This window comes from Thioalkalicoccus limnaeus (genome assembly GCF_041197575.1).
In the GTDB taxonomy this organism is placed as follows: Bacteria; Pseudomonadota; Gammaproteobacteria; order Chromatiales; family Chromatiaceae; genus Thioalkalicoccus; species Thioalkalicoccus limnaeus.
This window is the reverse complement of the sequence record NZ_JBDKXB010000003.1, coordinates 93,317-108,710: the sequence shown is the minus strand read 5'-3', so window position 1 is coordinate 108,710 and position 15,394 is coordinate 93,317. Positions and strand designations below refer to the sequence as shown.

The 15,394-nt window shown below is 66.4% G+C and carries 16 protein-coding genes and 1 pseudogene; 10 read left to right on the top strand and 7 right to left on the bottom strand.

The window, feature by feature from the left end; genetic code table 11:
• Nucleotides 1–2: 2 nt before the first annotated feature.
• The 7 genes from ABC977_RS03515 to ABC977_RS03485 all read left to right on the top strand — a co-directional run bounded on the left by ABC977_RS03515 (nucleotide 3) and on the right by ABC977_RS03485 (nucleotide 5,601).
• Complete coding sequence (locus ABC977_RS03515; RefSeq protein WP_369665852.1) at nucleotides 3–821, top strand: energy transducer TonB; 819 nt, start codon at nucleotides 3–5, stop codon at nucleotides 819–821.
• 98 nt (nucleotides 822–919) lie between these two features.
• Nucleotides 920–1,483 (top strand): YqgE/AlgH family protein, encoded by a 564-nt coding sequence (locus tag ABC977_RS03510; RefSeq protein WP_369665851.1) that lies wholly within the window; start codon nucleotides 920–922, stop codon nucleotides 1,481–1,483.
• A complete protein-coding gene (ruvX, locus tag ABC977_RS03505; RefSeq protein ID WP_369665850.1) occupies nucleotides 1,484–1,885 on the top strand; it encodes a Holliday junction resolvase RuvX in 402 nt (133 codons plus the stop codon).
• Entirely contained in the window at nucleotides 1,872–2,453 is a 582-nt protein-coding gene (gene pyrR, locus ABC977_RS03500) for a bifunctional pyr operon transcriptional regulator/uracil phosphoribosyltransferase PyrR (RefSeq protein WP_369665849.1), read from the top strand. Before ruvX ends, pyrR begins: the two co-directional genes overlap by 14 nt.
• Nucleotides 2,431–3,432, top strand: coding sequence for an aspartate carbamoyltransferase catalytic subunit (locus ABC977_RS03495; protein ID WP_439849150.1), 1,002 nt, complete (start codon nucleotides 2,431–2,433; stop codon nucleotides 3,430–3,432). Before pyrR ends, ABC977_RS03495 begins: the two co-directional genes overlap by 23 nt.
• Nucleotides 3,425–4,729 (top strand): dihydroorotase, encoded by a 1,305-nt coding sequence (locus ABC977_RS03490; protein ID WP_369665847.1) that lies wholly within the window; start codon nucleotides 3,425–3,427, stop codon nucleotides 4,727–4,729. The genes ABC977_RS03495 and ABC977_RS03490 overlap by 8 nt, the downstream gene beginning before the upstream one ends.
• Complete coding sequence (locus ABC977_RS03485) at nucleotides 4,726–5,601, top strand: dihydroorotate dehydrogenase electron transfer subunit (protein WP_369665992.1); 876 nt, start codon at nucleotides 4,726–4,728, stop codon at nucleotides 5,599–5,601. Before ABC977_RS03490 ends, ABC977_RS03485 begins: the two co-directional genes overlap by 4 nt.
• A 72-nt stretch (nucleotides 5,602–5,673) precedes the next feature.
• Here the strand turns inward: ABC977_RS03485 and prmA are convergent.
• From prmA to cutA, 7 genes and pseudogenes are all read right to left on the bottom strand, one after another.
• Nucleotides 5,674–6,537 (bottom strand): annotated as a pseudogene (gene prmA, locus ABC977_RS03480) (50S ribosomal protein L11 methyltransferase); the annotation flags it as partial.
• A 56-nt stretch (nucleotides 6,538–6,593) separates the two neighbouring features.
• Entirely contained in the window at nucleotides 6,594–7,934 is a 1,341-nt protein-coding gene (gene accC, locus ABC977_RS03475; protein WP_369665846.1) for an acetyl-CoA carboxylase biotin carboxylase subunit, read from the bottom strand.
• 69 nt (nucleotides 7,935–8,003) lie between these two features.
• Nucleotides 8,004–8,474 (bottom strand): acetyl-CoA carboxylase biotin carboxyl carrier protein, encoded by a 471-nt coding sequence (gene accB / locus ABC977_RS03470; RefSeq protein WP_369665845.1) that lies wholly within the window; start codon nucleotides 8,472–8,474, stop codon nucleotides 8,004–8,006.
• 4 nt (nucleotides 8,475–8,478) lie between these two features.
• Nucleotides 8,479–8,940 (bottom strand): type II 3-dehydroquinate dehydratase, encoded by a 462-nt coding sequence (aroQ, locus tag ABC977_RS03465; protein WP_369665844.1) that lies wholly within the window; start codon nucleotides 8,938–8,940, stop codon nucleotides 8,479–8,481.
• Nucleotides 8,941–9,070: 130 nt separating this feature from the next.
• Nucleotides 9,071–9,649: a TlpA family protein disulfide reductase gene (locus tag ABC977_RS03460; protein WP_369665843.1), complete on the bottom strand. Its 579-nt coding sequence runs from the start codon at nucleotides 9,647–9,649 to the stop codon at nucleotides 9,071–9,073.
• Complete coding sequence (locus ABC977_RS03455; RefSeq protein WP_369665842.1) at nucleotides 9,646–11,952, bottom strand: protein-disulfide reductase DsbD; 2,307 nt, start codon at nucleotides 11,950–11,952, stop codon at nucleotides 9,646–9,648. The genes ABC977_RS03460 and ABC977_RS03455 overlap by 4 nt, the downstream gene beginning before the upstream one ends.
• Entirely contained in the window at nucleotides 11,949–12,281 is a 333-nt protein-coding gene (gene cutA, locus ABC977_RS03450; RefSeq protein ID WP_369665841.1) for a divalent-cation tolerance protein CutA, read from the bottom strand. The genes ABC977_RS03455 and cutA overlap by 4 nt, the downstream gene beginning before the upstream one ends.
• A 313-nt stretch (nucleotides 12,282–12,594) precedes the next feature.
• Here cutA and ABC977_RS03445 point away from each other — a divergent pair, with 313 nt between their 5' ends.
• The 3 genes from ABC977_RS03445 (at nucleotide 12,595) to groL (ending at nucleotide 15,185) form a co-directional block, all read left to right on the top strand.
• Entirely contained in the window at nucleotides 12,595–13,038 is a 444-nt protein-coding gene (locus tag ABC977_RS03445; protein WP_369665840.1) for an FxsA family protein, read from the top strand.
• A 145-nt stretch (nucleotides 13,039–13,183) separates the two neighbouring features.
• Complete coding sequence (gene groES / locus ABC977_RS03440) at nucleotides 13,184–13,474, top strand: co-chaperone GroES (RefSeq protein ID WP_369665839.1); 291 nt, start codon at nucleotides 13,184–13,186, stop codon at nucleotides 13,472–13,474.
• Between the two features lie 64 nt (nucleotides 13,475–13,538).
• Entirely contained in the window at nucleotides 13,539–15,185 is a 1,647-nt protein-coding gene (gene groL / locus ABC977_RS03435; RefSeq protein WP_369665838.1) for a chaperonin GroEL, read from the top strand.
• The last annotated feature ends 209 nt before the right edge of the window (nucleotides 15,186–15,394 follow it).

The window sequence follows — 15,394 nt, the reverse complement described above, 5'->3', positions numbered from 1 at the left end:
CCATGACCCGCGGCGCCGGTCCGTTCGGCTGGGCCTTGGCCCTCGCCACGGCCCTGCACCTGGGGCTGATCCTGGGCATAGCGATCCAGCCGCCCGACGTGCGGCCGTCCGAAGGGGGTCGCGAGACGCTCGAGATTCTGCTGGTGCGTGCGGCCGAGCCCAGTCCAGAGCCACCGTCGGCGTCGGCCTTGGCCCAGATCGATCACCTGGGCGCCGGCGGTGACGCGGCAGCCGATGCGGAGGTGCCCGTGTCGGACCCCGAGGGCGCGATCGATACCTCGGTCGAGGTCGAATTCGAGGCGCCACCGGAACCGCTGTTCGAAGACCCGCCGATACTGGAACCACCGATCGAGACCCGTCCGGCTCCGATCGACGTCGCGCGGATCTTCGACAGCCGTGGCGCCGAGATCGCGCGCCTGACGGAGCGGGCGCGGGAACGTTCGAACGCCTACGCGAACCGGCCGCGACGCAAGGCGATCAGCGCCAGCACGACCGAATACAAGTACGCTAGCTACCTCGATGACTGGCGACGGAAGGTCGAGCAGATCGGCAATCTGAACTACCCGGAGGTCGCCAAACAACGCCAGCTCTATGGTAACCTGATCCTCCATGTCGCGGTGCGGGCCGACGGCCAGGTCGAGACCATTCGCGTCTTGCGGTCCTCCGGCTTCGCCGAGCTCGACGAGGCGGCGGTCCGCATCGTCGAGCTGGCGGCACCGTTCGCCCCGTTCCCGCCCGCGATCCGGGCGGAAACCGACGTCCTCGACATCACCCGGACCTGGCAGTTCTTGCACGGTCACCGGCTGGGCTGGGGGCAATGAACCGGTTCGAGCCCGGTCCGGCGAACACGCCGAGCCGAGCATCATACACAGCCAACGTATCACTTGCTTAGGCCCCGCGCGGGTCGGATACTATCGCCATGGGCTTTGCGACCTCTCTCAGGAATCATTTCCTCATCGCGATGCCGGGCCTGAAGGACCCGAACTTCGCGCGCACGGTCACCTATGTCTGCGAGCACACGGAACAGGGGGCGATGGGGATCGTCATCAATCGGCCGATGGACATTCGTCTCGGCCTGGTCTTGTCGCAGCTCGACATCGTCAGCGCGAATCTGGCCGTCAACGACAGCCTGGTCTTCCTCGGCGGGCCGGTGCAGACCGACCGGGGGTTCGTGCTGCATGCGGCCGGTGAACGCTTCGATTCGACGCTGAGTATCACGCCCGACATCAGCATCACGACCTCGCGCGATATCCTCGAGGCGATCGCCGAGGGCCGCGGCCCGGACCAACACCTGGTCGCGCTCGGTTACGCGGGCTGGGGCAGTGGACAGCTCGAAGAGGAGATGAGCGCCAATGCCTGGCTCAGTGGACCGGCCGATCAGGCGGTGATCTTCTCGACGCCGATCGAGGCACGCTGGCAGGCGGCTGCCGGGCTTCTGGGCGTCGATCTGAACCTGCTGAGCGGTGACGCCGGCCACGCCTGAATGGCGACCCTGCTCGGCTTCGATTATGGCCCACGCAAGATCGGCGTCGCCGTGGGTCAGACGATCACCGGCTCCGCGTCGCCGTTGACGACGCTCCGCAGCCGCGAACAACGACCGGACTGGGACGCGATCGCGGACCTGATCGGTGCCTGGCGACCGACGGCGCTTGTCGTCGGTCTGCCGTTCAACATGGACGACACCGAGGCCGTCTGGGCCGACGCGGCTCGCCGCTTCGCCCGGCAGTTGCAAGGCCGCTTCGGCCTGGCCGTGCACCTGGTCGATGAACGCCTGACCTCGCTCGAGGCGCGGCGTCAACTCGGCGGCATGGCCAAAGCATCGGAGACCGTCGACGCGATGGCCGCGAAACTGATTCTGGAGACCTGGCTCTGTGACCAACAATGACAGCTGGCGGGATGCGGCCGAGGTGGAGGCCCTGATTCGCCGGCTGGCCGGCGAGCTGGCCGAGCGCCTGCGTGACCGGGACGTGACGCGGCCGCTGATGATCGGCATCCACACCGGCGGCGTCTGGATCGCTGAGCGGCTCCACGCATTGCTCGGCCTCGACGAGCCCTTGGGCCACCTCGACATCTCCTTCTATCGCGACGACTTCACCCGCATCGGGCTGCACCCGCAGGTGCGGCCATCCCATCTGCCGGTGCCGATCGACGACCGCCATTTGGTGCTGGTCGACGATGTGTTGCAGACCGGGCGCACGATCCGCGCCGCGTTGAATGTCCTATTCGACTATGGCCGGCCGGCGTCGGTGCTGCTCGCAACGCTGGTCGAGCGCGACGGACGCGAGCTGCCGATCGCGCCGGATCTGGTCGGTCTGCACGCGCGCCTGCAACCCGGCGAGCAAATCAAGCTGGTCGGACCCGGCGCGTTGGAACTGGTCATCAGCCAGGACCCCGAGCGGCGTGGCCGGAAGCCCGAGGCACCCTCCTCCGATGGCAGCCCCCCCCATGACTAGGCCCGACCTGCAACGCGATGCCCAGGGCCGACTGAAGCACTTTCTGACGATCGACGGCCTCGGTGGCGAGATCCTGACCGAGATCCTCGACCGCGCCGAGGGCTTCGCCGGAGTCGCCCGGCAGGCGGTGAAGAAGGTGCCGCTGTGCCGTGGCAAGATCATCGCCAACCTCTTCTTCGAGAACAGCACCCGGACCCGCACGACCTTCGAGCTGGCGGCGAAGCGCCTGTCCGCGGACGTGCTGAACCTCAACATCAGCACCTCGTCGACCGCGAAGGGCGAGACGCTGCTCGACACCTTGCGCAACCTCGAAGCGATGCATGTGGACATGTTCGTCGTGCGCCACGGCGACAGCGGGGCCGCGCATTTCTTCGCCGAACACGCGGCACCGCACGTCAGCGTCGTCAACGCCGGCGACGGGCGACATTCGCACCCGACCCAGGGGATGCTGGACATGTTCACGATTCGCCGGCACAAGGGCGACTTCGGCGCACTGACGGTCGCGATCGTCGGCGACATCCTGCACTCGCGCGTCGCCCGGTCGCAGATCCTCGCGCTGACCGCCCTCGGCGCCGGCGAGGTCCGGGTGATAGGCCCGCGCACGCTGATTCCGACTCGCGTCGAGGAGCTCGGTGTGCGCGTCTTCCACAGCCTGCGCGAGGGCGTACGGGATGCCGATGTCGTGATCATGCTGAGGCTCCAGCGGGAACGGATGGACGGCGCGCTGCTGCCGAGCGAACGCGAGTACTTTCAGCTCTACGGCCTGACCGAGCGACTGCTCGAGACCGCCAAGCCGGACGCGATCGTCCTGCATCCGGGGCCAATCAACCGCGGCGTGGAGATGGATTCGCAGGTCGCCGATGGGCCGCGCTCGGTGATCCTAGAGCAGGTCAGTAACGGCATCGCGGTGCGGATGGCCGTCATGTCGCTGTGCCTCGGAACCCAGAGCCAACGCGCACAAGGAGACGAGGATGGCTGACGGTGACTCGCTCAGCATCCGCCATGGCCGGCTGATCGACCCGGCGAACGGCATCGATGGCCTCCTCGATCTGCATATCGCCGACGGCCGTATCCTAGCCGTCGGCGCAGCCCCGCCCGGCTTCACCCCGGACCAGGTCCTCGAGGCACGTGGCCAGGTGGTCTGTCCCGGATTCGTCGACCTGTGCGCGCGGCTTCGCGAACCCGGCTCGGAGCAGACCGCGACGATCGCCAGCGAGACCCGCGCCGCGGCCGCCTCGGGCGTCACAGCCCTGTGCTGCCCGCCCGACACGCAACCCTTGATCGATACACCGGCCGTCGCGCAACTGATTCGCCAGACGGCGCAGCGTCACGGGCTCGCCCGCGTGCTGCCGGCCGCCGCCCTGACGCAGGGCCTCGCCGGCACCCAGATCAGCGAGATGGCCGCGCTGAAACGCGCCGGCTGCCCGGTCATGAGTCACGCCGATCGACCGGTCGTCAACACGCTGGTCCTGCGCCGCGCACTCGAATACGCGGCCACCTTCGATCTCACCGTCTTCCTGCATCCGGAGGATCCCTATCTGCGGGCCGGAGGCTGTGTTCACGAGGGCCGGATCAGTACCCGGCTCGGCCTGCCCGGCATCCCCGAGGCGGCCGAGACGGTTGCCGTCGCGCGCGACTTGGCGCTCGCCGAACAGACCGGCGCACGCGTGCATTTCCGCGGCCTGTCGACGGCCCGCGCGACCGAGATGCTGCGCGAGGCGCAGGAGCGCGGCATCGCCGCCACCGCCGACGTCAGCGCCGCGCAACTGGTGCTGACCGAGGACGATGTCGGCCGCTTCGACAGCAATTGCCATCTGATCCCGCCGCTGCGCACCGCGCGCGATCGTGCGGCGCTGCGCGCAGCCGTGGCCAATGGCGTGATCGGCGCCATCTGCTCGGACCACCAGCCCCATGAGGCCGACGCGAAACTGGCGCCCTTCCCGGCCACCGCACCTGGCATCTCGGCGCTCGAGACCCTGTTGCCGCTGGCCTTGCGTCTCGTCGACGAGGATGTCGCGGCGCTGCCGGTCGTGATCGCGCGCCTGACCGAGGGTCCGGCACAGATCCTCGGCAAACCGCTGCTCGGGCGCCTCGACGAAGGACACAGTGCCGATATCTGCGTCTTCGACCCAGAGGCCTGCTGGACTTTGGACCCGACCCGCCTAGTCAGCCGCGGCCGCAACACGCCGTTCGCCGGACAAGTGCTCAAGGGCCAGGTCACTTGGACGCTGCTCGCCGGCCGCGTCGTCTATTCCCGGCCATTGGACAACCCATGATCGAACGCCCGCATCGCGACACCATCTTCCTCGAGGAGGCCACCGTTCTCGTTCAGGAAGCCCACCCAGGGGACCAATACCTGTTGCGGCTGGCGGCCCCGGACTGTGCCCGTCATGCCCAGCCCGGCCAGTTCGCGCACCTGCGCTGCGACCCGCGCCTACCGATGCGTCGGCCGCTGTCGCTGATGCGCGTCGATGCGACTGCCGGTTGGGTCGAATTCCTCTACAAGATCGTCGGCGAGGGCACGCGCCTGTTGGCCGGCCGCCGACCCGGTGACACCCTGAGCCTCCTCGGCCCGATCGGCCGGCCGTTCGCCTGGCGCCCCGAGTATCCGCGACCATTGCTGATCGGCGGCGGCGTCGGGATCCCGCCGCTGATCTTCGTCGCCGAGCGCTTGCGCCACGAGCATGCGTATCGGCCGTTCGCGATCCTCGGCTCCGAGGTCCCCTTCCCGTTCCGGCCACGGCCGGCGCAGCATCTGGTGCCCGGCCTGCCAGCCGGCGTCATCGCAACGATGCCGCTGCTCGAGGACTGGGGTCTGCCAAACCGGCTCGCGAGCCGGCAAGGCTACGCCGGCTGCTTCGACGGGTATGTCACCGAACTGGCCCATCACTGGCTCGCCTCGCTCGACCCGGCGGAACGCGACCAAGTCGAGATCTTCGCTTGCGGCCCGCACCCGATGCTCGCTGCCGTCGCCCGCCTCGCGCGCGAGTGGGAGCGCCCGGCCCAGGTCTCGCTCGAGGAATACATGGCCTGTGGTGTCGGCGGCTGTGCCGGCTGCGTGGTCCGGGTCGAGACCGAGACGGGCCCGGCGATGAAACGGGTCTGCGTCGACGGCCCGATCTTCGAGGCCCGCGAGGTCTTCGGCTGACGGGGCGGTCGCCACGGCGCATCCGCCTTCGTGACGCCGAATGCAGGATCCGTCCGAGAGGCGTTGGCCGGTCAACAGCGCCCAATCCTCGCACACGACCGGCGAGGCCATGGCGAAGGCGCCTGCATAGGCGGCCGCGACCCGTTCGGCCTGGTCGCGCAACAGGCCCGACAGGGCCAGAGAACCGCCTGGACGGACAAGCGACGAAAAGGTGGCGGTCAGTTCGATCAAGGGGCCGGCGAGGATGTTGGCGACCAACCGATCGACGCAGAGCGTCGGCCGCGCATGGGGCAGACAGGTCGCGATGCGCTCGGCGACCCCATTCGCCCGCGCGTTGGCCTGGGTCGCCTCGAGTGCCTGCGGGTCGTGGTCGATCGCGATCACGCGCGCCGCGCCGAGTCGGAGCGCGGCGATCCCGAGGATACCGGAACCGCAACCGTAATCGATCAGCGTCTGGCCAGCGAGATCGAGACCATCGAGCCAGGCCAGACATAGCGCCGTCGTCGGATGCTGGCCGGTGCCGAAGGCAAGCCCCGGATCCAACGCGACGATCACGGCCCCAGCGTCGTCATCCGGCCGCTGGCCATGCGGGCACACCCACAGCCGACGGCCGAATCGCGTCGGACGGAAGCGATCGAGCCAGACTCGCTCCCAGACCTGATCGGCCAGGCGCGTGACGACGGCCAGCAGATCGAGCTGCTCGCGCACCGCGGCGACCAGTCCCGCCGCTTGGGCCTGGCCGGACGGGTCATCGGCGAACAGCGCCGTGACCTCGACCCGCTGCCACAAGGGCATGGTCCCGGGCGCCGGCTCCCATTGCGGCTCGTCGGCCCCATCGACCAGGGTCACGGCCAGGGCGCCGGCGTCGTCCATCAGGGCCTCGGCGACGGCCGTCTGGTCGCGGCGCACCGCTACGGTGACTTGAAGCCAGGACATCTCGATCGATCACTCCGCTTGCGCCCGGGACGGGTTCATGAGGGGCCGACGGGGCCTCACATCTTGAGCTTCTTCTCGAGATAGTGGATGTTCGCGCCGCCGATCTGGAAATTCGCATCCTTCATGATCTGGCGGTGGAGTGGGATGTTGGTCGCGATGCCCTCGATGATGGTCTCGCGCAGCGCATTGCACATCCGGGCCAGGGCCGAGTTACGGTCCTCGCCATGGGCAATTAGCTTGCCGATCATCGAATCGTAATAGGGCGGCACGACATAGCCTGCGTAGATGTGCGTCTCCAAGCGGATACCGGGACCACCGGGCGGATGGAATTCGGTGATCCGGCCTGGACACGGGCGGAAGGTCTCGGGATCCTCGGCATTGATCCGGCACTCGATCGCATGGCCATTGATGACGATGTCTTCCTGACGATAATGCAAGGGCTCGCCGGCCGCGATGCGAATCTGTTCGCGAACGATATCGACGCCGGTGATCATCTCGGTGACCGGATGCTCGACCTGGATCCGGGTATTCATCTCGATGAAGTAGAACTCGCCGTTCTCGTAGAGAAACTCGAAGGTACCAGCACCGCGATAGCCGATCTCGCGACACGCGTCGGCGCAACGCTCACCGATTCTCCGGCGTTGTTCGTCGGAGATACCAGGCGCCGGTGCCTCTTCGACGACCTTCTGATGGCGACGTTGCATCGAGCAATCCCGCTCGCCCAAGTGGATCGCATTGCCGTGCTGATCGGCGAGGACCTGGAACTCCACATGGCGGGGATTCTCGAGGTACTTCTCCATGTAGACGGCGTCATTGCCGAAGGCCGCCGCCGCCTCGGCCTTGGTCAGCGCGATCGCGTTGAGCAGGGTCGCCTCGGAGTGGACAACGCGCATGCCACGCCCGCCGCCGCCGCCGGCGGCCTTGATGATGACCGGGTAACCGATCTCGCGCGCGATGCGCACCGTGCGCGCCTTGTCGTCATCGAGCGGACCATCGGACCCCGGCACACAGGGAACACCCGCGGCGCGCATGGCCGCGATCGCCGAGACCTTGTCACCCATCAACCGGATCGTATCGGGCCGCGGCCCGATGAACACGAAGCCGCTATGCTCGACGCGTTCGGCAAAATCGGCGTTCTCGGACAGGAAACCATAACCAGGATGGATGGCCACCGTGTCCGTGACCTCGGCGGCGCTGATGATCGCCGGGATCTGCAAATAGCTGTCGCGAGACGGGGCGGGACCGATGCAGACGGACTCATCGGCAAGCAACACGTGTTTCAGGTCGCGGTCGGCATCGGAGTGAACGGCGACCGTCTTGATGCCGAGCTCCCGACAAGCGCGCAGGATCCGCAGCGCGATCTCCCCTCGATTCGCAATTAAAACCTTTTCTATCATTGACGTAGGATCCCGCGCAAGGCCAAGGTGGAACGGATGCTGGCAGATCGAGGACCAGTGACCGCCCCGCTAGGCGATGACGAAGAGCATCTGGTTGTATTCGACCGGTTGGCCATTGTCGACCAGGATCCGCTTGACGAGGCCGGCCTTGTCGGACTCGATCTGATTGAGGATCTTCATCGCCTCGATGATACACAAAGTGTCTCCGACCTTGACCCGATCGCCGACCTCGACGAAGGGCGGACTGCCCGGTGACGGGGACCGGTAGAAGGTACCGACCATGGGCGAACGCACCAGGTTGCCCTCGGGTTCTCGCTCGGGCTCGGGCTCCGTCTCGCCGCTCGGCATCGCGGCGGCGCTGGCCGTCGTCGTCGGTGCGGGCGCGGCGGGGGCACCCATCATCTGGGGAACGAAGTAGGGCATCGGGTTCGTGCCGTGGCGACTGATGCGCACCGACTCCTCGCCTTCGTGGATCTCGATCTCGGCGACGTCCGACTGTTCGATCAGCTCGATGAGTTTTTTGACCTTGCGAATATCCATGAGGTTATTGGTTCTCTTGCTTGTTATCCCACTCGAGTCGCGCGATCGCAGCGAGCAGGGCCAGGTCGTAGCCCTGAGCCCCGAGCCCGGTGATGACCCCCGTGGCGATGTCGGAAAAATAGGAGTGGGCGCGAAAAGGCTCGCGGGCATGCACATTCGATAGATGCACCTCGATGAAAGGGATGCCGACCGCCAGCAGGGCATCGCGCAGGGCCACGCTGGTATGAGTGAAGGCCGCCGGATTGAACAGGATGAAGGCGACACCCTCCGCTGATGCGGCGTGGATCGCGTCGATCAGCTCCGACTCCGCATTGCTCTGACGGAAGTGCAGCGCATGACCCGCCGCCCTGGCAGTCTGTTCCAAGCGCTGTTGGATCTCGGCCAATCCGATCCGGCCATAGTGTCCCGGCTCACGAGTCCCCAGCAAATTCAGGTTCGGACCGTTCAGCACCAGGATTGTAGCCATCGATTTCAGCACGTATCGGTAGGGGTGGTCGGACACGGCCCGGATCATGCCCGACGGGGGAAACCGTGGCCAGCAAGGTGGAATTGTCCAGATTCCGAAAGATCCTGTCCAGTTGCAAAGACTTTACCGTCTAGTTGTCGCCTTTTGTCCTTTTGTGCTCACCCACCAGGGCCGTCAGGATCGGCCTCAGCACGGCAGGGTCGAGCTCCCCGACCTGACGGAAGACCTGGCGACCGGTGGCATCGAACACCATCGTGAAGGGCAGGGCCTGGATCCGATTCCCGAAGCGCACCGCCAGATCCATCGCAGCTTCATCGCCAACCAGGACCAGATGGTCGACGGGCCGCTCGGCCAGAAAGCGCTCGACATCGGCCGGCCGATCGATCGCGACGCCAACGAGCTGCCAACCCGCATCCGCTCGTTCCCGCGCCAAGTCCCCGAGCAGGTCCATCTGCCGAACCGAATCGGGACACCAGGTCGCCCAATAGTGGAGGATCAGCACGCGTCCGGCCCAATCGCGGTTCGAGTGAACCTGGCCGGCGACGTCCGGCAACTGAAAAGGCGGGAGACGCGTCAGGGGCGCACGCGCGAGGGACTGTCCTGGCGACGACGGCGCGGCGTCGCCGAGCCATCGTTCCCCGAGCAACGCGATTCCGATGCTCAACCCCCCGGCCAACAGGGTCACCATGACGATCTTGAGGCCGTTCACGAGGCGGCCTTGCGCAAGTGGTCCGCGAACGGGCCCGGTGCCAGGTAGCCGACGATGCGGTAACCACGCCGCTCGGCACCATCCGCCCCCCAAAAGATGATCGCCGGCGGGCCAGGCAGCCCGAAGCGCCCTTGGAGTAGGGCCTGATCCTCGGCGTCGTTGGCCGTGATATCGGCCTTCAACAAAACGAAGCGAGCCAACTCCGCGATCACCTCGGGATCCGAAAAGGTCGTGCGTTCCATGCGCCGGCATTCGACACACCAGTCCGCGTAAAAGTCGAGCATGACCGGACGCCCGGCCACCCGCGCGTCCGCCAGGGCCTGGTCGAGGTCCTCGACCGTCTTGATCGCCCGGAACTGGGCCTGGGTCGGGATCCCGGTCGTCGACGAGATCAACCCACGCAGAGGTTGTAGCGTATCTCGCCCGCCAGCCGCCGCCCCCACCAGCATCAGGACACCGTAAACCAGCAACACCAAACCCAGGCCTTTCCAAAGGCGGGCCCAACCGCTGCTCTCAGCGGGCAAGGCGTGTAGCGCCCCCATGTAAACGGCAGAGCAAATCAGCAGCGTCCCCCACAAGGCCATGGCGACCGATGGTGACAGAACACGTTCCAACAGCCAAACCGCGACGGCCAGCAGGAGCACACCGAAGACGGCCTTGATCGACTCCATCCAGGCCCCGGCGCGCGGTAGGATCCGACCGGCCGAGGTGCCGACGGCCACCAGGGGCGCACCCATGCCGAGACTGAGCGCAAACAGCGCGAGGCCGCCCAGCACCGCATCCCCGGTCTGGCCGATGAAGATCAGGGCACCGGCCAGCGGGGGCGCGACACAAGGTCCGATGATCAGCGCCGAAAGGAGCCCCATGACCGCGACGCCCGTCAGAGTCCCGCCGCGTTGGCGGTGGCTCAGCTCAGTCAGCCGCGTCTGCACGCGCGTCGGCAATTGGAGCTCGTAGAAGCCGAACATCGACAGCGCCAGTGCGACGAAGATCGCCGCGAAGGTCGCCAGAACCCAGACGTTTTGGAACGCAGCTTGCAGATTGGCACCGAAGAGCCCAGCCAGGACGCCGGCGACCGTGTAGGTCAGCGCCATCGCCAACACGTAGACGACCGAGAGCACGAAGGCACGGCGCGTCGTGATGCCCGGCCCCTGGCCGGCGATGATGCCGGACAGAATCGGGATCATCGGAAACACGCATGGGGTCAACGACAACAGGAGGCCCAAACCGAAGAACAGGGCTACGATGGCCCACAGGTTGCCACCGGCCAGCACGGCCGCGAGCCGGTCGACCTCGGAAACCGGCTCAGGGTCGGCCGACGTCGCCGACGGCATCGCTACCGTGCCGGTCGCAACCGAGGTCGTCGCGCTGGTCAGTTCGGTTTCCGGCAGCGTCAGCGCGACACGGGTCGTCACCGGCGGATAACAGATGCCGAGGTCGGCGCACCCCTGGTACTTCGCGACCAGCGTGATCTCGGCGGCGCCCGGATGGCCCCGCGACAAGGGGATCTCCAAGTCCAATCGATCCCGGTAGACGAAGGCATCACCGATACCACCGTCGGGTAGAACGGTGTCCTTTTCGACCTCGGCGCGGGGCCATTCGATCGCCCCGAGCCCGACCTCCGGCGGTCCTTCGAGCGAGAGCGCCAAACCTGCCTGGTAAAGCGAGGTCCCGGGGGCAATGTCCCAGGTCGCACGCAGCAGATCCGGTTCCACGACCGCTGCGGCGAAACGAAAGGCTTCGTCGACGGGCAGCAACTCGTCGGCGAGGCGCGCCCCGGTCAGGCGCGCGAGCGCCGCGGACGCCCGATCACGAAGCGACGAAAGTGGGGCGCTCGACACCTCGGGGGACGCTTGCTCTTCGGCCCGAGCGTCGCCCGTCGGCCTCAGCGCGATCTCGAGTGTCTGGCGCTGCGGTGGGTAACAGAGACCCGCCTCGGCGCAACCCTGATAGGTGACCTCCAACGCGACGCGATCGCCGGACTCGTCTCGACGTAGGACGGGCACCTCGACGATGAGCCGGTCGCGATAGATCGAGACATCGCCGAAGAACTCATCCCAGGTGACCTCGGCCGGCGGCAGATCGACCTCGCCGACCTCGATCCCGTCGGTGACGCTGCGAAAGGCGAGCTTGCTCTGGTAGAGATAGTAGCCGTCGGCGATATCCCAGTTCAGCGTGACGGCATCCGCGCCGGCGGCCTGCCCGGCGAGACGGAAGGCTTGATCGGGATGCAAGAAGTCGTCGCTAGCCAGGGCCAGCGCGACGACCGACCACAGCAGGACGGCGAGACCAAGGCGCTTCATGGCTTGGACCGGGTGCAGGCGCGAAGCCAATCGAGGTACGCGGGCAGACCGTCGGCGATCGGGATCGCGATGATCTCGGGCACCTCGTAAGGATGCAATTGGGTCACGCGCCGTTGGAGCTCGTCGAACTGCGCCGAGCCGGTCTTGATCATCAGCAGCACCTCATCGACCTGCTCGGTCCGGCCCTCCCAGCTGAAGACGGACAGGGCACCTGGCAAGATGTTGACGCACGCGGCGAGACGCGCCTCGACCAGGGTCGTGGCCAGGCGTTGCGCGCTTTCCCGATCGGGGCAGGTGCACAAGGTCAACAAAAGATCGTCGTTGGTCATGGTATTTTCTACCCAGGTGGCCAGGGTGGCATCGGGTTCGAGTCGACATAGAGTAGCGAATACCTGCTTGGCATTCACCCGAATGGCCGCGACCCGCCACCGATAGGACCTTCCGATTCCTCGGATGCGCGTTGGCAGGCGTGACCCAGGAGGCCCGGCAAGGCCCGCGTCCATCAGCGCTCGGACAAGCCCGGATTCGAACCTCGCACCTTCGGAGCCGGCGCCGATCCAAGATCGAGACACCCGACACATCGGCACCACGCGGCCGCGCCGCCCTGTCGATCCACCCCAATCACCGGAGAGGCCGAACACAGTGCTACCCGTTATCATCATCCTTTTCATCGCGGCCCCGCTCGCCGAGCTTTACGTCCTGCTCAAGGTCGGCAGCGCGATCGGCCCCTTGACGACCATCCTGCTCGCGATCCTGACAGCCGTCATCGGTACCCTGCTCGTGCGGCAGCAAGGCTTCACCGTCTTGCGCCGCGTTCAGCAGCAAATGGCTCGGGAGGAGCTCCCGGCACTCGACATGTTCGATGGCGCCTTGTTGTTGTTCGCGGGCTTGTTGCTGCTGTTCCCGGGCTTCATCACCGACGCCATCGGCTTCGCACTGCTCGTCCCGCCGCTGCGACGGCTCGTCATCAACCGCTATGTGCAGATCATCCCGATACGGTCGGTCGACCCGCGCGACCCACGCTCGATGGATCGCGATGAGGGTCCGCGGGTCATCGACGGCGACTACCGACGCGAAAAGGACTGACATCCACAGGGCAAAAATCCTCCCGTGACCGCTTGACACGGCGGCCGACACGCCTATTATTAGCGCTCACATTAGACGAGTGCTAACAACCCGGCACCGGGTTGATGGGCGCTTCAATGTTCAACCGCACGAGGAGAAACGTCCGATGAATATCCGTCCCTTGCACGATCGCGTCGTCGTCCGCCGCATGGAGGAGGAACGTACAACGGCTGGTGGTATCGTGATTCCCGATACGGCAACCGAGAAGCCGATCCAGGGTGAGGTCATCGCGGTCGGCCGCGGCAAGCTGCTCGACAACGGCGAGACCCGCCCGCTCGATGTCAAGGTCGGCGACCGGGTGCTGTTCGGCAAGTACTCGGGTACCGAAGTGAAGCTGAGCGGCAAGGATTTCCTCGTCATGCGCGAGGAAGACATCATGGGCGTGATCGAGGGCTGACGGCCCACCGCAGCTCCCGCCTCCCACGAACCGATTCAACCACTTCGCAACAGGATTCAAGACAATGAGTGCAAAAGACGTCCGTTTCAGTGATGACGCCCGTAACCGCATGTTGCACGGGGTCAACGTCCTCGCCAACGCCGTCAAGATCACGCTCGGCCCCAAAGGTCGCAACGTGATTCTGGAGAAGAGCTTTGGCGCTCCGACCGTGACCAAGGATGGCGTCTCCGTCGCCAAGGAGATCGAGCTCAAGGACAAGTTCGAGAACATGGGCGCGCAGATGGTCAAGGAAGTCGCGTCCAAGACCTCCGACATCGCCGGCGACGGCACCACGACCGCGACCGTGCTGGCCCAGGCCATGGTCCGCGAGGGCCTGAAGGCCGTTGCCGCCGGCATGAATCCGATGGATCTGAAGCGCGGCATCGACAAGGCGGTCATCGGGATCGTCGACGAACTCAAGAGCATGTCGAAGCCTTGCACCGAGAACAAGTCGATTGCCCAGGTCGGCACCATCTCGGCGAACTCCGACGAGTCGATCGGCGAGATCATCGCGCAGGCGATGGAAAAGGTCGGCAAGGAAGGCGTCATCACCGTCGAGGAAGGGACCTCGCTGCACAACGAGCTGGATGTCGTCGAGGGGATGCAGTTCGATCGTGGCTATCTGTCGCCCTACTTCATCAACAACCAGCAGAACCAGAGCGCCGAGCTCGAAGACCCCTTCATCCTGCTGCACGACAAGAAGATCTCGAACATCCGCGATCTGCTTCCTGTGCTCGAGGCCGTCGCCAAGGCCGGCAAGCCACTGCTGATCGTCGCCGAAGACGTCGAGGGCGAGGCCCTGGCCACGCTGGTCGTCAACACGATCCGCGGCATCATCAAGGTCTGCGCCGTCAAGGCCCCGGGCTTCGGTGACCGCCGCAAGGCCATGCTGCAGGACATCGCGATCCTGACCGGCGCCACCGTGATCGCCGAGGAAGTCGGCCTGTCGCTCGAGAAGGCCACGCTGAACGAGCTCGGCAACGCGAAGAAGGTCCAGATCACCAAGGACGAGACTACCATCATCGACGGGGCCGGGTCCGAGAGCGACATCAAGGCCCGCTGCGAGCAGATCCGCCAGCAGGTCGAGGACACGACCTCCGATTACGACCGCGAGAAGCTGCAGGAGCGGCTGGCCAAGCTCGCCGGCGGTGTCGCCGTGATCAAGGTCGGTGCCGCGACCGAGGTCGAGATGAAGGAAAAGAAGGCGCGCGTCGAGGACGCGCTGCATGCGACCCGCGCGGCCGTCGAGGAGGGCATCGTGCCCGGCGGCGGTGTCGCACTCGTGCGGGCGCTGTCCGCGATCAAGGACCTGACGGGCATCAACCACGACCAGGACGTCGGTATCGCCATCGCGCGGCGCGCGCTCGAGGAGCCGCTGCGTCAAATCGTCGCCAACGCCGGCGAAGAAGGCTCCGTCGTGCTGCGCAAGGTCGCCGAAGGCTCGGGCAACTTCGGCTACAACGCGGCGACCGGCGAGTACGGCGACCTGGTTGCGATGGGCATCCTGGATCCGACCAAGGTCACCCGTTCGGCGCTGCAGAACGCCGCCTCGATCGCGGGTCTGATGATCACGACCGAGTGCATGGTCGCCGAGATGCCGAAGGACGACAAGCCGGCGATGCCGGGCGGCATGGGTGGCATGGGCGGCATGGGCGACATGGACATGATGTGATCTCCGGATCCCATTCCCGCTAAGCCAAGCAAGCCCCGCCTCCGGCGGGGCTTGTTCGTTTGGCCCGCCTGGCGCGCGCGGATCGCGCAAAGGCCCCGCGTCCCTCGCCAGGATCCCCCAAGCCTCATCGAGGTGACCTGGCTCCGCGGCGTCGGCAACGACGCGACATCGCGCTCGAACCGCCTCCCCTACCCCCGTCGTGTATTCCG